This is a genomic window from Sorangium sp. So ce119, assembly GCF_051524405.1.
In the GTDB taxonomy this organism is placed as follows: domain Bacteria; phylum Myxococcota_A; class Polyangia; order Polyangiales; family Polyangiaceae; genus Sorangium; species Sorangium cellulosum_G.
Genome location: NZ_CP150310.1, coordinates 3,579,090 through 3,596,612 on the forward strand (window position 1 = coordinate 3,579,090; position 17,523 = coordinate 3,596,612).

Below are 17,523 nucleotides of genomic sequence, written 5' to 3' on the forward strand. Positions count from 1 at the left end.
GCGGCCGATGGCCGGTGCGCGCGCGCCCCTCCTCGAGGTGACGGGCCTCGCCAAGGCGTTCGGCCAGAACGCGGTGCTGCGGGGCGTCTCTCTGCGGATCGCGCCCGCGAGCATCCACGCGCTGCTCGGCGAGAACGGCGCGGGCAAGAGCACGCTGACGCGCGTCCTGCTCGGCATGGAGCGCGCGGACGCCGGGACGCTCCTGCTCGGGGGAGCGCCGTATGCGCCCGCGTCGACCGAGGAAGCGCGCCGCGCGGGCGTCGTCCTCGTCCCGCAGGAGCGGACGCTCTGCGCGCACCTCACGGTCGCCGACAACGTGATGCTCGGGATCGAGCCGACCGCGCGCGCGGGGCTCGGGATCCGGGACCGCGAGCGCGCGCGCGCCGTCGCGCGCGGGGCGATCGCCCTCGTCGCCGCCGACCCGGCGCGCGTGCCGCTCGACGCGCGCGTCGGCGCGCTCGGCGTCGCCGACCAGCAGCTCGTCGAGCTCGCTCGGGCGCTCGCGCAGGGCGGCCTCCGCGAGGACGGGCGCCTCGACGCGCGGCTCCTCGTCCTCGACGAGCCGACGTCGAGCCTGGGCCACGACGACGCCGCGCGCCTGTTCGATCGCATCCGGACCCTGCGGGACGCGGGCCTCGCGGTGCTGCTCGTGACGCACTTCCTCTCGGATGTGCGCGCGCACGCGGATCGCTACACGGTGCTCCGCGATGGCCGCGTCGCCGGGGAGGGCGATCCGCGCGAGACCGAGCCGGCGCAGATCGTCCGCGAGATGCTGGGCCGCGCGCTCGAGGAGGCGCGCGCGAGCGGGGCGCCCGAGGCGGCGATCCCGGACGGCGGCGAGGTGGTGCTCGACGCCAGGGACGTCTCCGGCGTGAAGCGGCCGAAGCGCGCCTCGCTGATGCTGCGCCGGGGCGAGATCCTCGGCATCGCCGGCCTCGTCGGCTCGGGGAGGACGGAGCTCCTGCGCATCCTCGCGGGCCTCGACCCGAGGCGGAGCGGCACGGTCACGCTGCGGGCTCGCCGCGGCGTCGGGCTCCTCAGCGAGGATCGTGGCGGGGAAGGGCTGATGCTCGGCCGCTCGATCGCCGAGAACGTCTGGCTCTCCCCGCGCGCGCCGCGCCTCGCCGCGCCGGGATCGCTCCTCGCGGAGGCGGCGCGCTGGATCGAGCGGCTCGCGATCCGCGCCCGGGGCCCGGATCAGCGCGCCGGTGAGCTCTCGGGCGGCAACCAGCAGAAGGTCCAGATCGCGCGCCTGCTCCGCGAGGACTTCGACGTGCTCCTCGTCGACGAGCCGACGCGCGGCATCGATGTTGCGAGCAAGGCGCAGGTGCTGTCGCTGCTCCGTGAGCTCGCGGGCGCCGGCAAGGCGATCGTGCTCGTGTCGAGCCAGCTCGACGAGCTCGTGACGACGTGCGACCGCGTCGCGGTCCTCCGCCGGGGGATCCTCGAGCCGCCGCGGCCCGCGTCGTCGTGGACGGAGGCGTCGCTCCTCCTGGAGGCATCCTCGTGAAGAAGCGCCCGCCGTGGGTCGGTCCGCTCGTCGCCCTGGTGCTCGTCTACGCGCTCTTCGCGGCGCTCACGCCCGACACCTTCCTGCGCAGCGAGAACCTGCTCACGATGGCGCGGCAGACGGTGGTGGTCGCCATCTGCTCCGTCGGCATGACGCTGGTCATCGCGACCGGCGGGATCGATCTCTCCACGGGCTCGCTCGTCGCGTTCACGACCGTCGTCCTCGCGACGCTCCTGCGCGCGGGGGTGCCGGCGCTCCCGGCGGCGCTCGCCGCCACGGCGGCGGCGGGCCTCGCGGGCGTCCTCACCGGCGCGCTCGTGGGGCGCGCGCGGATGATGCCCTTCGTCGTGACGCTGGGCACGATGAGCGCGCTGCGCGGCGCCGCCAAGGGGCTCGCGTCCGAGCAGAAGATCGACGCCGATCCGCGCGGGCTCGACGCGCTGCTCTCGGCCGACCTCACCGCGCCCGGGCTGTGGATCACCGTGGCGCTCGCGCTCGTGGTGTTCGCCGTCCTCACCTTCATGCGCTTCGGGCGCCACGTGTTCGCGGTGGGCAGCAACGAGGCCGCCGCGCGGCTGTGCGGCATCGACACGGGGCGCGTGAAGATCGCTGTGTACACGCTCTCGAGCCTGCTCGCCGGCGTCGCCGGCGTCATGGAGTTCTCGACGCTGACGGTCGGCGACCCGACCGATTCGGTGGGCCTCGAGCTCGAGGTCATCGCGGCGGTGGTCATCGGCGGCGCGCCGCTCTCGGGCGGCGAGGGGAGCGTCGCGGGGAGCGTGATCGGCGCGCTGCTCATCACGACCATCCGGACCGGCGGCGTCCACCTCGGGCTGCCGAGCTGGGTGCAGGAGATCGCGACGGGCGCGATCATCGTGGTCGCGGTCGCCGTCGATCGGGCGCGGCGCGCGCGCGGCGTCAGCGCGGCCGCGCGCTGAGATCGACCATCCTCCGCGCGATGTCCGTGAACGTATCCTCGGCCTCCGGGTCGTCCGGCAGCCGGTCCGGCAGGGTGGGGCGCGTGCGGTGGACATGGTAGCGCTCGGGCAGGCGCGCCCCCGGGAAGGCCCGGTGCAGCTCCGCCATCCCGCCGAGGAGCGCCACGAGCGCGCCCATGGTCGCCGTGCCGTTGTCGGAGTCCCACCCGGACAGGGTGCCGATCTGCACCGTGCGCGGGAAGCTCCCCTCGCCGAACAGGAGGGCCATGGTCCCGGTCGCCAGGTTGATCGCGGACTCGGTGAACCCGCGATAGACGAAGCCGTGCGTCCAGGCTTGCTCCTGGTAGCGGCGCGCGATGGCGTCGCGGACGGCCTCCCAGTCGTCGCGATCCTTGCTCGCCAGATACCCGGAGAGAACGAAATCGATGACGTCGGCGGCCTTCGACGCATCCGGCAAGTAGCTCCTGGCCTCGCGGACGACGCGCACGATCTCCTCTCGTCGTGGCTTTTCCGGATCGACGGTCGCCGCGAGCGAGAAGAGGAGGACATGGAACTGCGCCGCGTGCGCGGCGTGCTCCCAGGCCGTGGTCCGGATGGGGAGATCGGCGATCCGCAGCGCGAGCTCCGGCCTGCCGGGCGCGAGGGCGCCGAAGATCTCCGTGGTGAGCTGCGCGTCGATGTGGAGCGACTCCGGGTTGAGCGCCGGATCGCTCGTGGCGGGGGGCAGCACGCCGCGCTCCATGAGGTCGCGCGCCCGCCGGTTGGAGACCCAGATGAAATCGTTGATATGCGCGCGCCACCCGTCCCGGATCTCCTCGGGAGAGAGCAAGAGCGTCCCCGCCTCGGTCATGAGGTGCAGGTAGACGTATTCGATGTCGGTGTCGTCGTCGGCCGGGCAGGGGTCGAGCAGCACGAAGTCGATCCGCGCCCCGTCGCGGCCCAGCGGCTTTCCCCAGTCGGCGTCGGTGAAGAAGGGGCGCCCGACGCGGACGCCCTCGGTGCGCAGCCCCGTCCAGTTGGCTATACAGGCGCCGACCCACATCGCGCGGAGTCGCTCCGCGTACGCTGCGCGATCGAGCCACCTTCGCGGCGGGGAGGACATTCCCGGCGGCTCCCGTTGCTCCCCACGCTCGGCGAACGCGCGGCTCGGCGCGCTGCCTGCGCCCGCGGGCGGAGAGAGCGAGAGCAGCGCGAGGAGCAGGCCGCTCCACCGCGCAGAGCCCCCGAGCGGGGATGAACCTTCGGCACGCCGTCGATCGCCGTGAGTGCGCATGGATTGCTCGTCGACATGCGCGCCCGGAGCGTCGCGCCTGGTCTCGCGTCGCGGTGGTGCAAGCGCGATACCGTATGTCCCCGCTACCCCGGTGACGTCTTGCCCTTAGGTTGTGATCATGAGCGCCCGAAGTCTCAACGGGGCCGCCGTCGGCGCGCACCTGGATCTCTCCGTCTCCCGCGCGGTCCACGACCTCCTCGACGCGCCGGTCGCCACGGCGCCGAACGTCGCGTCGATCGATCCGGTGCTGGAGGATCTCCTCTCCTTTCATCCCGGGTGGATGACGCGGAGCGTGACAACGCACGACCCTGCGGGCGGCAACGATGATGGATATCGCGCGGGGGTCGCGCTCGAGGGGGAGCACCGGGTCCTGTTCCATGCCCGGGGCGAGGGGAGGATCACGCGGATCTGGATGACGGCCCCGCGCGCGGAGCTCGACAAGCCGGACCAGGAGCTCTGGATCGAGATCGACGGACACACGGTCTTTCGCGGGTCACCCCACGATTTCTTCGAGGGCCGGGGCCCCTGGAGATCGCCGCTCGCGCTCGGCATCGACGCGAGCTCGGGCGCGTTCACCAGCTATGTCCCCTTCGCGTGGTCCAGCGAGGCAAAGGTCCGCTTCCGGGGCGTTCCCATCTACTACCAGGTCACCTACCGCGAGGGCCCCGGCGCCGCGTCGGGTCCGACCCCCGAGGAGCTCGCGCGGTTCATGGCCGAGGACTGGACCGCCGCCCTGCCCGCGCGATCGCGCCGCCAGGGCCCGCGCCCCGGCGCCCCGCTCGTCCTGGCGACAGGCCCCGCGACGGTATCGGGCCTCGACCTCCTGATCCCTGCCGGGCGCTTGAAGGACCTGGTGGTGCGGATCGGCGGGCAGCCGCCCGTACCCGCGTCGTTCTTCTTCGGCCTGGCCAGCACGGGCACCGAGGCCGACGGCGGATGGTCCACCTTCCGGAGCGCGCTGCACGCCGCCCGGGCGCCCGACGCCTCGGGCGCCGGCAGGCTCGCGACCCGCCTGCCCATTCCGCTGGCCGAGGGAGAGGCGCTCTCGATCGAGGTCGCGGAAGGGGGGGAGATGGCGGGAATCGAGGCGGCCGTCACCCTCGCGCCCGCGCGCCCCGGCGTGCGGCTCCTCGCGCACTACCGCGATCAGGAGGCCCCTGGACGCGAGACGACGATGCCCTTCTTCGAGAGCGACGAGCCGCTCCAGTTCGTCGCCCTCCTCGAGCACCTCGGCGGCGGCCGCCTCGGCGACCGGTTGTACCTCGAGGGGGACGAGATGATCCGGACCGACGGGATGTCGTATCCCCTCCAGATCGGGACCGGCACCGAGGACTACTATAACGGGGGGTTCTATTTCATCGGCGCGCACAGCAATCCTTTCAGCGGCCAGCTCCGCTTCATCGTCCACGAACCCGAGGACGACTGGAGGAACGCCCGGTTCGAGCATTCCCTGTACCGCCTGCACGTGGCCGACCCCATCGTGAGCCGCTCCGGCATGCGCTTCGGCATGGAGGCCGGGCCGACTGGCGCCTATGCGCCCCTGCGGGTGCGCTCGCTCGGCCTCGCCTATGCATTCTCGGATCACCGGGTGATCGGCGAGCAGAAGGTCCGCGTGCGAGGGCCGCGGCGCCTCGCGCGCTCGGCCGTCGACGCCGAGCGCACGGCGCCCCGGCGGCGCTTCCGGCTCCGCGAGGGCCGCGGGATCACCCGGATCGAGGTCCAGTGCCCGCCCGACGCGCGCGGGCTCTTGCTCCTCCGCGCGTATTCCGCGGAGAAGGCCCCCCAGACGGCCCGCGTGCGGCTCGACGGGCGGGATGTCGGCGTCATCCACGAGATGCTGGCGAACCCCGTCCGGCCGCTCGCCGAGGACGCGCTCTGGATCGACCTGCTCCCTGGCGAATGCGGTGGAGACAGGCGCCCGGTCCTCGAGATCGACGCGACGGGCTCCCCCGCGCCGTGGAGCGAGAGCAGCTACACGCTGCGGTTCTTCTCCGGACCTCCCGCGCCGCAGCTCACGCAGGGCCCGGCCGTGAAGATCTTCGACGCCCATGACCTCCCCGGGGGGCCGTTCTACGTGAACGACCATTCGATCCTCCAGCTCCCCGACGGCCGGTGGATCCTCACAGGCATCTTCCGTCAAGAGCCGTATCGGTCGGAGCTCGAGCGCGAGTTCGTCCTCGCCACGGCGCCCGGCCCCGGGCCGGAGCGCTGGATCGAGGCCGCCTCGCCGAGCTTCTCGTTAGCTCCCGAGCGCGTCGCCGCCCGCGCCCTCGCCGACGAGCGCTGGATCTGGGCCCCGCACGTGGTCCGGGATCGCGACGGCAGCCTGGTCATGGTCTTTCACGTGGGCACGCACGACCCCGACCGCTCCGGCTTCCGGATGGCGCGCTCGCGCGACGGGCTCACCTGGACCCGCGAGGGAGGGACGCTCTTCGAGGACATCTGCGTCGCGCGCGATCCGATGCTCGTCCGGCTCGCCGACCTCTGGGTGATCTACTACACGCGCTGCGCGTCGCGGGAGTCGCCCCTGAGCGGGGTCGCCTACCGCACGTCGCCGGATCTCGCGCGCTGGAGCCCGCCGGCCATGGCGCTCACGCTCGGGCCGGAGACCGCGATGCCCAACAGCGGTCACACCGAGTCTCCGTTCGTGTTCGAGCGCAAGGGGTGGTTTTACCTCACGTTCACGAGCTACCCTGTCGATCACGACGCCACGTTCGTCCACCGCTCGCGCTCGCCGTTCGCGTTCCCGCCGCGCCCCATCGCCCGGCTCCGCGCGCACGCGGCCGAGTGGGTCGCCGAGGGGGGCGACTTCGACAAGGGGCGCCTGTTCTTCACGCACGCAGGCCCCGGAAAGGGCGGCGTGTTCCTCCAGGAGCTCTTCGGCCTCTGAGCCGGGCGCACCGGCCCTCCGGCTCGCCGGGGACGCCCCGCCGTACGCTGTCCGCTACGGCGTACCCCTACCGCACGAGGGCCGGCGCGCTCAGGGCGGTCGCGTCGGTCATCCCCGCCTGGACGCGCGCGTAGAGGCCGCACGCCTCGCCGGCGATGAGGTAGACGCCGTAGTTGACCGACTCCCGCCGCTCGTTCTCCAGCGCGGCGAAGTACCGCTGGGCGATCCACCGGCCCTCGCGGGCCTTGGCCAGCGAGGCGCGCCAGACATGATCGGGCGTGTGGCGCCCCAGGATCACCTCTTCTCCCTCGGCGCCGTAATCGCTCTTCAGGACCCACTCCTCGCGCTGGGCGAGGAGCAGCTCGGGGTGCACCGTCTCCAGCCGCGACGTCACCGGGATGTAGCGCTCTATCACCGACTGCGCGTGCGGCGAGAAGCGATGGATGTGCTCCCACATGAACGCCATCGACCGCTTGTTCTGCGGCAGCACGGCGCCGAGCGGGTTCAGGATCGCGACGCGCCCGTCGGCCGCGGCGGTGAGCACGGCGCCGAGCGGGCCGACGAGCGGCTCCGGGTCGGGGATCTGCTCGTCGGTCCACACGCTCGATCGCTCTCCCCACCAGTCCGTCTTGTAATGGCGGAGCAGCACCGAGAACGGGAGATCGAACAGCGACAGGCCGCGCTCGTCGTGGCCGAGGTTGTACGGCGAGCCGAGGATCACCGCGTGGCCGCGCTCCTCGAGCCAGCGCCGGTAGAGGCGGATCACCGAGAGATCCTCGGTGAACTCCGTCGGATACACGAAGCCGAGGCGCCGCGTCGCGCCCTCGCCGAGCAGCGCGCGGGCGACCTCCTCCACCATCGCGCAGAACCTGCCGCCGAGCTCGCGGTTCGGGTCGCGCGCGCCGGGGTGGTCCGGCGCCGCGAGCGCGCTCAGCACGACCGCCTCCGCCTCGCCCGTCGGCGTATCGCAGTTGAGCTCCGCGATCGCGGGGCCCTCGTCCGTCAGGAACACGTCCGCGCGCGCGATGCCGTGCCACAGCGGCTGCGACGAGAGCCACATCGCCTTCTGGCAGGGCGTGAGACAGAAGAAGTCGTCGAGCAGCGCGGGCTCGTCCGCGACGAGCAGGCAGAGCTCGTTGTAGACGGCCGCGACCTCCTCGGCCGCCCGGTACAGGGCGCGCTGCTCCGCCGCCGTGACGAACACAGGCTCCTCGCGGAAGCGCGGCGCGCCGTCCACCCACGGGTCGGTGATGAGGCCCGTCTCGACGATCTTCGCGGCGAACGCGTCGTAGGCGCGGACAGCGTCGCTCATAGGAGGCGCGCGATGGCGATCGCGGTCGCGAGGTAGGTCGCCGCCTCGAGGGCGCCCATGCCCTCGTTGCGCTCGGCCGCGATGCCGGCGTCCAGCCGGCCGCCGCGCAGCGAGAGCGGCGCGCCGAGCAGCAGGCTCTGCACGAGGAGCTGCCGGACGGGGTAGAGGGCGAACAGGTAGAGCAGCACGCCGCCATAGCCCTTGAGCGACACGAACAGCCCCTCGAAGTCGCCCTCGAGCGCCCTAGCGATGAGGATCGCCACGGCGATCGTGGCGCCCGCGTAGCTCAGGGCGGCGGCGAGGTTCTCTCCCTGGATCTGCTCGGCGTCATCGTAGGTGGTGAGCGCTCGGAACAGCGAGATGAACACGTGCAGCGTGACCTGCGCGAGCAGGAAGAAGCCGAGGGAGATCGCGAGATCGCCGAGGTCCTTCCCCGCGATCGCGCGCGACGTGATGAGCCCGGTCGCCACGTAGTGCGCGCCGGCCGCGAGGCCCGCCGCCGCGTTGCCCCGCTCGATCTCGGCCGGGAGCCGCGCCCGGAGCAGGAGCCGGATCCCGAGCTGGCCCGTCGCGATCACGAGGAGGAGCCCCACCACCGCGAACGCGCTCACCCAGAGCAGATCGCGCGCGAAGCCGGAGCCGTCGAGGCAGTTCTTGACGGCGTTCGCGGCGACGAGGAACACCGCGAGCACCTGGCCCACCGTGAGCAGCCGGCGCGCGGCGTTGCCCTCGGCGAGGTCGCGCGCGACCGTGTGCGCCGGCGAGAAGATGCGCTGCCCGATGCGCAGGAGGGCGAGCAGAGCGAGCGTGGTGCCCAGCCCGAACCCCATGACGTAGGACAGTTCCATGGCCCCGCACGCTACAGAACGCGCCATGACTCGTCTACGTGGGCACGCGTACAGTCTCGACGCTGCCGCTTGCGATGTCCTCGTGACTCCGATATCCGGTCTCCCCGGGTCCCCGGCGTCGCTGCTGCGAGGTCGAGCACGCGAGGCCAGCGCTGCCGGACCGTACGGACGAGCATGGAACCCACCGAATCCACCGGAGCCTCTCACGAAGCGCAGACGATCGAGGAGCTCCGGCGCGAGAACGAGGAGCTCCGGCGGCGCGTCGCCGAGCTCGAGGGCCCCGCGCGCCGCTTCCAGGCGCTTTACGACGGGGGCGTCGTCAGCGTCCAGATCTACCGCGACGGCTACAGCGCGGAGGCAAACGCCTGCTGGGACGAGCTCTGGGGGCTCCGGCCGGAGGAAATCCACGGCAGCTTTTCCCTCCTGGAGGACGCGCAGGTGGCCGCGGGCGGGTTCCTGCCCCTCGTCGAGCGGGCCTTCCACCACGAGGAGGCCACGAGGCTGCCGACGATCCGGTACGATCCCGTCGCGTTGATCGGGTACGGCGCAGCCCGCTGGGTCGCCTCGGCGCTGATCCCTGTGAAGGGTTCTGCGAGCCCGCGCGAGGTGATCCAGCTCCACTTGGACGTCGGAGAGCTCATGCACTCCGAGGACGAGCTGCGGGCCCAGAAACAGCAGCTCGAGGCGGCGGTCGTCGAGCGGACGGCCGAGCTGGCCGAGCAGCTCCGGATCAGCGAGGAGCAGCAGCGCGCCATCACCGCGCTGTCCACGCCCGTGCTCCGCGTCTGGAGCGGCATCCTCGCCGTGCCGCTGATCGGCCACATCGACCCGGACCGGGCCGCGCGCGTCCTCGACGTGCTCCTCCAGAGCATCGTGGCCACCAGCGCGGAGCACGTCATCATCGACGTCACCGGCGTGCCGCAGATCGACGCGCCCGCGGCGCGGCACCTGCGCGACACGGTGCGCGCCGCCGCGCTCCTCGGCGCACAGTGCATGATCGTCGGGATCTCGGGCCACACGGCGCGGATGCTCGTCGAGTGCGGCCTCGATTTCGAGGGAGTCCCGACGTTCGCCACGCTGCAGGAGGGGCTGCGGCGCCTGCTGTCCCGCCGCCCCGGGGCCGAGTAGCCGGGTTTGCGGGGCGGACCGCCCTTTGTGATATGGGTAGGCCTCCCGGGCGAGGGCGGCCCGGCTCCCGCGGCGCACCCATGGTCGAACCTCCTCGCGAATCAGCCACCCAGGGCATTCAGGGCATTCAGGGCGTCTTCGCGCGGCCCTACATCGACCTCGAGCCGTACCTCGATCTCTCCGCGCTCGACGAGATCCACGAGGAGATCTGCCTCGGGCTCACGCAGGTGCCGATCGACTACACAGGCGGCAGCCACCGCGCGATGGGCATCATGCCGCCGTCGCGCGTCGGCGAGGCGCTCGCGGACTACGGTGAGGTGATCCGCGGCCTGAGCGACGAGGATTTCCGCACGTTCCAGCGCCTCTCGGACGACCCCGCCGCGATCGACGTCTCCGCGCGCGACGCGCTCGAGTTCGGCGAGGAGCGCGAGCTCCCGCTCTCGCGGCGACAGATGCTGTGGCTCAAGTTCCGCCACGGGGTCTACTTCCCCTGGAAGGTCTATGTCGAGCTGATCCCGAACCGCACCTGGAGCGACAAGAGCCGGAGCGAGGGGAAGGACTTCACCCGGCTCGCGCGGTCGTTCTTCCCGAGGACGATCGCCCACGTGAAGCGACTGCCGTTCTCGTCGATCGGGCGCTGCAACATCATGGGTCTCGAGGCGAACGACCACGGCACGGTGCACCGGGACGGGGAGGGGATGCGGGGAGAGGGGACGCAGGGTGAGCCCGACCATTTCATCACGCTGTGTCCTCTGGGCAACAAGCGCCTATTTCTATGGGACGAGCAGGCGCAGCGGAAGACGCCTGTCGCCGGCCGGGCTTACTGGTTCAACGATCACGATTACCACGGCGTCGAGGCGGATCCCTTCTTCAGGTACTCGCTGCGCATCGACGGCACCTTCGCGCCGGGGTTCCTCGAGGCGCTCCGGCGCGACAACGGCGTGAGGCCCGCGCCGCCGCCGCCGCCGCCGTCGCCGCCGTCGCCGCCGTCGACCGCGCGCGCGCCTCGCGACGCCGGGGAGGCCGCCGCGTGAGCAAGCTGGATGAGCCGTTCGAGCGAGCCGAGGTGCTCGACAAGCCCGGGATCGTGGGCGCGCGCTGGTGGCACCAGGGCCTCGCGGACGCGCCGAAGGACGCCTCGCGGCGGAGCGCGATCATGATCGCGCTCGGCGCGGTCGGGCTCGCCGGGGTCGCGGCCGCGATCGCCGTGGCCGCGGACGGGTGCTCGGACGACGACACCGAGGTCCAGAGGAAGCGCGCGCTCGACATGCAGCGGAGCTTCGGGTGGAGCTTCGGCGCAGCGCAGGAGAGCGTGACGTTCGACGGCGAGTCGAAGAAGCCGTTCGACCAGGGGGCGCTCGCGAGGATGTCCACGGACCTGAGGCCCGTGGACGAGTCGCTGCGCGCCTATTACGTGCCCTCGCTGTTCGAGGCGCCGTACGCGACGCCGACGAGCGTCCCCCAGGGCGATCCGGCGCCCGTGGCGCCGCTCGGCACGGTGCTCCGGCCGATCTTCACGCCGGCGATGGACAGGGCGTACCGGAGCGGTAAGGCGCTCGCGTCCCTGCTCCTCGCCGCCCGCACGACCAGCGGCCTTCGTCGAGACATCGTGGTCATCGTGGACCTGGACGGCCCCGAGTCGGTGGCCTTCGCCGCCGGCGCGGCGGAGGCGTTCGAGCCGGTGTTCACGTTCGACAACTGGCCGCACCCCCGCGGCGTCGTCAAGGCGCACCTGACGCTCGCCGCGGCGGCGTACTACCAGCCGCTCTTCGCCCGCTCGTACCCGAACCCGCGCGCGACGATGTTCGTGCTCGACCGGCAGCGGCTCTCGGCCTATTCGGACGACGCGACGCAGTTCGACAACCGGTATGTCGCGAGGCTGCCGGCGGCCGATGCGCTCTGGGATCGGGGGATCCGCCACGTGCTCTATGTCGTCCCAACGGAGATGGTCACGACCGAGTCCGACGACCTCAACGATGACTTCGTCGCTTGCCGGATGCGCCAGATCGACGTGGGCCTGATGGCCGCGGACATCTTCTCCGCCGATCCCGCAGAGGCGAGCCCAGCGAACGCCACCGAGGAGTGGCCTCCGTACCATTATGGCGGCCGCGCCGCGTCGCACGGATGGTTCTGGGTGGACTATCCGTGGGGCCCGGCGCCCCGGCCCGCTCCGGTCGAGCCGGCCGTGCGGCGGCCGGGCAAGCAGTACATGCCGACGTCGCGCGCGACGCCGTTCGCGAGCAGCAGCGCGCTCGGCGGGTCGCCGCCGGTCCCGGAGACCTTCGGGACGGTGCCTGTCGTCGTGGCGCTCGGCACCGGCGCGATCCTCGGCGCGGCGCTCAGCCGCAGCGGCTCGTGGAACCGGGCTTCGGGCGGGTACGGAGGCTGATCGTGGAGCACTCGATCTTCGCGATGGAGGTCTGCGCGCGCATGGACCCCGGGAGCCCCCTCCAGCGCACGCTGCACGAGTCGATCATGGGCCATTGCGAGACGATGAGCCTGAACCAGAAGTGGCACCAGTACCGCCGCGCGCAGGTGGCGCTGCTCCACAACCTGAACGTCCTCGAGAAGGGGTGCTGGGATTACTTCGACGACGACTCCCGCGCGCTCAACGATTACGGCATGTGGTCCCGCGGCATGATCACCGAGGAGGGCGCGCGCAAGGGCCCCTCGGGGACGCCCGACGTGTACCGCGGCCAGCCGCGTTACCTGACCTTCACGATGGCGTTCTTGCTGGTCCAGGGCTCGCCGACCGACCGGATGCTCCGCGCGGTCTGCAACGTCCCGAAGGATCGCCTCTGGCGCCGCGACGTGTTCGGCCACATCCTCCAGAACCTCGGACACGTGAGCTTCGCCAGCGTCACGTCGGACGTCATTTACCTGATCCCGCGGGACGAGGGCTGGGCGCTCACCGCCGAGGACCTCAAGGATCCCAAGTTCCACTATCTGCGGCAGATCGTGTAGCCCCGCGGCGTTCCGTTCAAAACCACGTCTCCCAGCGCCCACGGTCGATCTCCGCGGCGTGCACCGTGGCGGAGATGCGGTCGCGGTCGCCTGGAAAGGGCTGTATCTGGTGGAGGCGGTAGCTGTCGATGACGAGCGCGCCTCCCGGGCTGTAGCGCGCGACGAGGCTCCGGGCGGAGGCGGCCTCGCCGCCCGGATCGTCGCGTCCGTCGTAGAGGACGTCCCACAGCTTGAGCCCGCCGTCCGCCTCCGGGAGATCGAGCATCACCACCACGGTGATGGCGCGGCGCCGCCGGGCAAGGTGGTAGTCGGAGAGCCCCTCCGTGTCGAAGTGGACGACGCCCCCCTCGCGCGCGACCTTCTCTCCGGCGGGGAAGATGTGCACGCCGGGCCCGCAGAAGCCGCGCCGGGGCTGCGCGAGACCGCCGGTGAGCGCCGCGACGAGCTCGCGCATCCGGCGCTGGAGGCCGGGGAGGTGGCGCTCGACGCGCGCGTCCGAGGCGGCCGCGTCGGCGAAATAGAGCCGTGAGCGCCCTGTCTCCAGGTGCGTGTAGAAGGCGCGCCCCAGCGAGAACTGCTCGCCTCCGAAGTCGGCGGTCCATTCGGCGCGGGCGGCGCGGACCCCGGCGACCAGCGCGGCGCGCTCCTCCTCGGAGAACACGCGCGGTATCTCGAGGGCGAAGTGGCGGTCGAGCGCGTCGACGGGCGGCGTGCCCGCGCGCGGGGAGGGGGAGGAGGTCCCGCGGAGATCGAGATCATCGAGCCGCCGTACGGAGGCGCGGCGCGCGGTGGGCATGGCCAAACCACCGTTAGCACCCTCCGAGGGGGCCAGCCAACCAGCGGCGCGCGGCCGTGGACGCGAGCGCGCGCCGGCAGCGGCGCCCGGCGCGCCGGCCGGTTTTCCGGCGCGCGCCAACAGGCTCCGGGCCGGCGAGCCGGCCGGTTTTTCCGGCGCGCGCCCCCGGTTCCGGGTTACAGTGCCGCCGCGGAAGCACCTTTTTGCGAGCGAGGACAGCGATGGTGTCGGGCAGGCGAGGGGAGAAGCGGCAGGAGCAGCAGGCGTTTGCGCTCAAGGGCACGATGCCCGCCATCACGATGCTCTGTCTGAAGACGGCGGACGTCTCGGCCGTCGAGCGTCAGCTCGCCGACCACATCTCGCAGATGCCGCACTTCTTCCTGCACCTGCCGATCCTGCTCGACCTCGAGGCGCTCGGCGACGAGCACGTCGACCTCGGCGCCCTCGCCCAGATCCTCAGGAAGCACAACCTCGTGCCCATCGCGGTGCGCAACCCGACCGACGCCCAGCGCGAGCGCGCCGTCGCCGCCGGCCTCGGCGTCCTGCGGACGCCCCTCTCGCGCTCGACGCGCCAGCCGTCGGCCGAGGGGAACACGCCCACGCCGGCGCCCGTGGCCGTGGCGCCCGCGGCCGCGGAGCGCGGTTCGGCCGGGTCAGCCCCGGATCGCGGCCCCGCCGGGCCCGCCCGGCGCCCGCGCGAGGCCGCGCCGCCGCCCGACGCGGCCGAGCCGCCGCCCGCGGGGCTCACCGTCCGGCACCCGGTGCGCAGCGGGCAGGTCATCTATGTGCCCCACGGCGACCTCGTGGTCCTCTCGCCGGTCAGCTCCGGCGCGGAGCTCATCGCCAACGACAACATCCACGTCTACGCCCCGCTCCGCGGCCGCGCCATGGCCGGCGCCCACAACAACGCCGACGCGAGCATCTTCTGCATGAGCCTCGAGGCGGAGTTCGTCTCGATCGCCGGCCGCTACCTCATGGCCGACGAGATCCCCGACGAGCACCGCGGCAAGCCCGCCCGCATCTCGGTGCAGAACGACGGCCTCGTGATCACGCGGCTGTGATCTCCGGGTGAGCCCTCACGGCCGCGCGACCGGCGCCTGTAGGGAGCTCACCTCGGCCGGAGCTCGACCAGGACGAGCAAATACTCCGGCGGGTTGTTCGGCGTCAGCTTGGCGTACGGGTTCCTCAGGGTGGGGAACCCGGTGAACCGCTTCGTGCTGTACTCGCCCCAGGACGGGTTGATGAAGAGCGGTATCACCGGCGCTGTCTGCACGAAGATCATCTGCAGCGCGTCCAGGATGCGCTTCTGATCGGCGGGATCCGTCGCGGCCTCGAACGCGTGGAACAGCGTGTCGGCCTCCCTCGCGCCGAAGCGGTGCCAGTTGCGCGCGGCCATGTCGCCGACCGGCTTCACGAGCTCCGCGCTCATGAGATCGCGGTAGAAGTTGTACGGCGTGGGCTCCACCGTGGTCCACCCCATCGACATATCGAACGCGCCCTTCTGCAGCGCCTCGTGGAACGCGCTGAAGTCGTACGTCCTCATCGACGCGTCGATGCCCACGCTCTGCAGGTTCTGCGCGATGATCTGGACCGCGCGGACCCAGTCCGACCAGCCGCTCACCACGTTGATCTCGAAGCGCAGCGGCTTGCCGTTCCTCGTCCGGATCCCGTCCGCGCCCCTCGGGTAGCCCGCCTCGTCGAGGATCTGATTCGCCCTCTGCACGTCGAGCGTCACCCAGTCGCCCGCCGCCACCGCCTTCTCGTTGCGGAACCGCTCGTACGAGTCGTCCAGCCCCGTCGCGTCCGCGGCGTGCGTGTAGTTGTCGGCCGCGAGCTTCACGATCTGCTCCCGGTCGATCGCCATGCTGATCGCCTTGCGCACGCGCACGTCGTCGAACGGCTTCTTCGTGGAGTTCGGGTACAGCGTGGCCGCGCCGCCGACGAGCGGGAACCAGTAATGATGGTTCGCCGGGTCCTTCTCGACGAAGACCCGCTCGATGTCGGGCACGAAGGCGCCCGCCCAGTCGATCTCGCCGTTGATGAGCGCCAGCATGACCTGATCGTTGCCCGGGTACGCGGGGAAGCGCAGCCCCTCGACCGCCGGCTTGCCCTCCTGCCAGTAATTCGGGTTCTTGCCGAGCTCGTACACCTGGTTCTGGAACGTCTTCACCTCGGTGAAGGGCCCCGTCGCCACGGGGTTCTCGTTCGGGTACGTCACCGGGTCGGCGACGTCCTTCCACTTGTGCTCCGGCACGATCGGCTGGTGACCGATGTAGCTGAGGCCCGGGACATAGGGCCGCTTCAGCGTGAACTCGACGACGTTCTCGCTCTCGGCCGTGACGCCGCCGAGGAACTTCCATATCCCCGACAGATCGAGCGCCGGGTGCTTCCTGAGGAGCGCGAACGTGAACGACACGTCCCTCGCCGTGAACGGATGCCCGTCCGACCACTTGACCCCGGACCGGATCGTGAACGTGAGCTTCTTGTTGCCCTCGCTCCACGCGTGCTTCGTCGCGAGCCACGGCGTGTACTCGTTCCTCATCGTGTTGTAGATGAGGAGCGGCTCGTAGATGCCGGCGACGGTCGGGAATCGCGAGTTCCCCTCGGGGAGCAGGGGATTGAAGTTGCGCACCCAGGTCGCCTGCTGCTCCCTGGCGATCGTGACCATCGCGGCGCCCTTCGGGGGCGCCTCCGCCGGCAGCGGCGCCGGCGTGGACGCCTGCGCCCCCTGGTCCGGCGCGACCGGGGTGGCCTCCGCTCTCTCCTTGGACGAGCAGCCCGCCGCGCCGCCGGCAGACAGGACCAGCGCCGACAGGATGAAAGCGCGACGGGGAATGGCTCGATTCACCGCAGGCATAAGGTTCTCCACACGCGCGATTCCGGCTCCCCTGCGATGATTCATTGCAATGGAAACACTTCCAGCCTGGCCTCCGCCGAGGCGTCACCGCAAGGCGCCCGCCCCAAGGTGCCTCGGTCGAGGGCTTCATCCCCGATTTCACACTCTATCGGTGGATGTGCGAGCATGTCAACTTACCCGATTTCTGGACCTCCTCGCGCCGTATCGCGAAACTGGCGGCGGCCCGGCATCGGACCGGGCGCCGGGGGCTCGGTCGCGTCGAGCCCCTCCAAGGAGCGGACCGTGACCACCCCTCTATCACGACGCCTCGTCGATCTGAGCCACACCGTCGAGCACGGGATGACGACATACAGGGGTGTGCCGGCCCCGGTGATCTGCGATTTCCTCTCGCGCGAGCGGTCGCGCGAGGTGTACGCGGAAGGCGTCGAATTCCACATCGGCCGCATCGACATGGTCGCGAACACGGGGACGTACCTGGACAGCCCGTTCCATCGCTATGCGGACGGGAAGGATCTCGCGGACCTGCGGCTCGAGTCGCTCGCCGATCTGGAGAGCGTGGTCGTCGAGGGGCGGGACCGGTCCGCGCGGGCGATCGACGCGGACGCGTTCGACGGGCTCGACCTCGCCGGGAAGGCCGTCCTCGTGCGCACCGGCTGGAGCGCGCACTGGCGCACGGATCGCTATTTCGAGGGCCATCCGTTCCTCACGCGGGACGCGGCGCAGCTCCTGGCCGGCGCGGGGGTCGCGTTCGTGGGCGTCGATACCTACAACATCGACGACACCGCCGACCCCACGCGGCCGGTCCACTCGATCTTGCTCGGCGCGGACATCCCGATCTGCGAGCACATGACCGCGCTCGACCAGCTCCCCGCCGCCGGAGCCCGCCTCTTCGCGGTCCCGGTGAAGGTCCGCGCCTTCGGGACATTCCCGGTCCGGGCGTTCGCGATCCTGTGAGTCGCGCGGTTCGCGCGGTTCGCGGGATCGCCCGATCGAGGGACGGCGGCATC

General features: G+C 71.6%; 14 protein-coding genes. 9 read left to right on the top strand and 5 right to left on the bottom strand.

From position 1 onward, the window contains the following. Nucleotides 1–7 precede the first annotated feature (7 nt). A complete protein-coding gene (locus WME76_RS13365) occupies nucleotides 8–1,510 on the top strand; it encodes a sugar ABC transporter ATP-binding protein (protein ID WP_437960511.1) in 1,503 nt (500 codons plus the stop codon). Continuing rightward, nucleotides 1,507–2,448, top strand: a complete 942-nt coding sequence (locus WME76_RS13370) for an ABC transporter permease (protein ID WP_437960512.1) — start codon at nucleotides 1,507–1,509, stop codon at nucleotides 2,446–2,448. Before WME76_RS13365 ends, WME76_RS13370 begins: the two co-directional genes overlap by 4 nt. Here the strand turns inward: WME76_RS13370 and WME76_RS13375 are convergent. After that, on the bottom strand, nucleotides 2,429–3,550 hold the full coding sequence (locus tag WME76_RS13375) for an ADP-ribosylglycohydrolase family protein (protein ID WP_437960513.1): 1,122 nt from the start codon (nucleotides 3,548–3,550) through the stop codon (nucleotides 2,429–2,431). The two genes, WME76_RS13370 and WME76_RS13375, sit on opposite strands and share 20 nt — an antisense overlap. 289 nt (nucleotides 3,551–3,839) lie before the next feature. On the opposite strand from WME76_RS13375, the gene WME76_RS13380 reads away from it, so the two are divergent. After that, nucleotides 3,840–6,611 (top strand): DUF2961 domain-containing protein, encoded by a 2,772-nt coding sequence (locus WME76_RS13380; RefSeq protein WP_437960514.1) that lies wholly within the window; start codon nucleotides 3,840–3,842, stop codon nucleotides 6,609–6,611. A gap of 67 nt (nucleotides 6,612–6,678) precedes the next feature. Here WME76_RS13380 and WME76_RS13385 read toward each other — a convergent pair whose 3' ends face one another. Next, nucleotides 6,679–7,923, bottom strand: a complete 1,245-nt coding sequence (locus WME76_RS13385; protein ID WP_437960515.1) for a glutathionylspermidine synthase family protein — start codon at nucleotides 7,921–7,923, stop codon at nucleotides 6,679–6,681. Continuing rightward, nucleotides 7,920–8,771, bottom strand: a complete 852-nt coding sequence (locus WME76_RS13390; protein ID WP_437291151.1) for a DUF350 domain-containing protein — start codon at nucleotides 8,769–8,771, stop codon at nucleotides 7,920–7,922. Before WME76_RS13390 ends, WME76_RS13385 begins: the two co-directional genes overlap by 4 nt. Nucleotides 8,772–8,945: 174 nt before the next feature. Here WME76_RS13390 and WME76_RS13395 point away from each other — a divergent pair, with 174 nt between their 5' ends. The 4 genes from WME76_RS13395 to WME76_RS13410 all read left to right on the top strand — a co-directional run bounded on the left by WME76_RS13395 (nucleotide 8,946) and on the right by WME76_RS13410 (nucleotide 12,863). Then, nucleotides 8,946–9,899: an STAS domain-containing protein gene (locus WME76_RS13395; RefSeq protein ID WP_437960516.1), complete on the top strand. Its 954-nt coding sequence runs from the start codon at nucleotides 8,946–8,948 to the stop codon at nucleotides 9,897–9,899. Between the two features lie 80 nt (nucleotides 9,900–9,979). Continuing rightward, entirely contained in the window at nucleotides 9,980–10,933 is a 954-nt protein-coding gene (locus WME76_RS13400; protein WP_437960517.1) for a hypothetical protein, read from the top strand. After that, on the top strand, nucleotides 10,930–12,288 hold the full coding sequence (locus tag WME76_RS13405) for a hypothetical protein (RefSeq protein WP_437960518.1): 1,359 nt from the start codon (nucleotides 10,930–10,932) through the stop codon (nucleotides 12,286–12,288). The genes WME76_RS13400 and WME76_RS13405 overlap by 4 nt, the downstream gene beginning before the upstream one ends. A 2-nt stretch (nucleotides 12,289–12,290) precedes the next feature. Continuing rightward, complete coding sequence (locus WME76_RS13410; protein WP_437960519.1) at nucleotides 12,291–12,863, top strand: hypothetical protein; 573 nt, start codon at nucleotides 12,291–12,293, stop codon at nucleotides 12,861–12,863. A 16-nt stretch (nucleotides 12,864–12,879) separates the two neighbouring features. Here the strand turns inward: WME76_RS13410 and WME76_RS13415 are convergent, their stop codons facing one another. Beyond that, nucleotides 12,880–13,659 carry a hypothetical protein gene (locus WME76_RS13415; RefSeq protein ID WP_437960520.1) on the bottom strand — a complete coding sequence of 260 codons (780 nt, stop codon included), beginning with the start codon at nucleotides 13,657–13,659 and terminating at the stop codon, nucleotides 12,880–12,882. 221 nt (nucleotides 13,660–13,880) lie between these two features. On the opposite strand from WME76_RS13415, the gene minC reads away from it, so the two are divergent. Further along, the gene (gene minC, locus WME76_RS13420) at nucleotides 13,881–14,720 is read left to right on the top strand and encodes a septum site-determining protein MinC (RefSeq protein ID WP_437960521.1); all 840 of its coding nucleotides are present in this window, start codon (nucleotides 13,881–13,883) and stop codon (nucleotides 14,718–14,720) included. 47 nt (nucleotides 14,721–14,767) lie between these two features. Here minC and WME76_RS13425 read toward each other — a convergent pair whose 3' ends face one another. After that, a complete protein-coding gene (locus tag WME76_RS13425) occupies nucleotides 14,768–16,495 on the bottom strand; it encodes an ABC transporter substrate-binding protein (protein WP_437962110.1) in 1,728 nt (575 codons plus the stop codon). A 303-nt stretch (nucleotides 16,496–16,798) separates the two neighbouring features. Between WME76_RS13425 and WME76_RS13430 the strand changes: the two genes are divergently transcribed. Then, nucleotides 16,799–17,470, top strand: coding sequence for a cyclase family protein (locus WME76_RS13430; protein WP_437960522.1), 672 nt, complete (start codon nucleotides 16,799–16,801; stop codon nucleotides 17,468–17,470). Nucleotides 17,471–17,523 lie beyond the last annotated feature (53 nt).

Excerpts from the sequence above, each read along its gene's own strand:
- WME76_RS13365 (WP_437960511.1), top strand. The coding sequence starts at position 8 with ATGGCCGGTGCGCGCGCGCCCCTCCTCGAGGTGACGGGCCTCGCCAAG.
- WME76_RS13375 (WP_437960513.1), bottom strand. The coding sequence starts at position 3,550 with ATGTCCTCCCCGCCGCGAAGGTGGCTCGATCGCGCAGCGTACGCGGAG.
- WME76_RS13380 (WP_437960514.1), top strand. The coding sequence starts at position 3,840 with ATGAGCGCCCGAAGTCTCAACGGGGCCGCCGTCGGCGCGCACCTGGAT.
- WME76_RS13385 (WP_437960515.1), bottom strand. The coding sequence starts at position 7,923 with ATGAGCGACGCTGTCCGCGCCTACGACGCGTTCGCCGCGAAGATCGTC.
- WME76_RS13390 (WP_437291151.1), bottom strand. The coding sequence starts at position 8,771 with ATGGAACTGTCCTACGTCATGGGGTTCGGGCTGGGCACCACGCTCGCT.
- WME76_RS13395 (WP_437960516.1), top strand. The coding sequence starts at position 8,946 with ATGGAACCCACCGAATCCACCGGAGCCTCTCACGAAGCGCAGACGATC.
- WME76_RS13400 (WP_437960517.1), top strand. The coding sequence starts at position 9,980 with ATGGTCGAACCTCCTCGCGAATCAGCCACCCAGGGCATTCAGGGCATT.
- WME76_RS13415 (WP_437960520.1), bottom strand. The coding sequence starts at position 13,659 with ATGCCCACCGCGCGCCGCGCCTCCGTACGGCGGCTCGATGATCTCGAT.
- minC (WP_437960521.1), top strand. The coding sequence starts at position 13,881 with ATGGTGTCGGGCAGGCGAGGGGAGAAGCGGCAGGAGCAGCAGGCGTTT.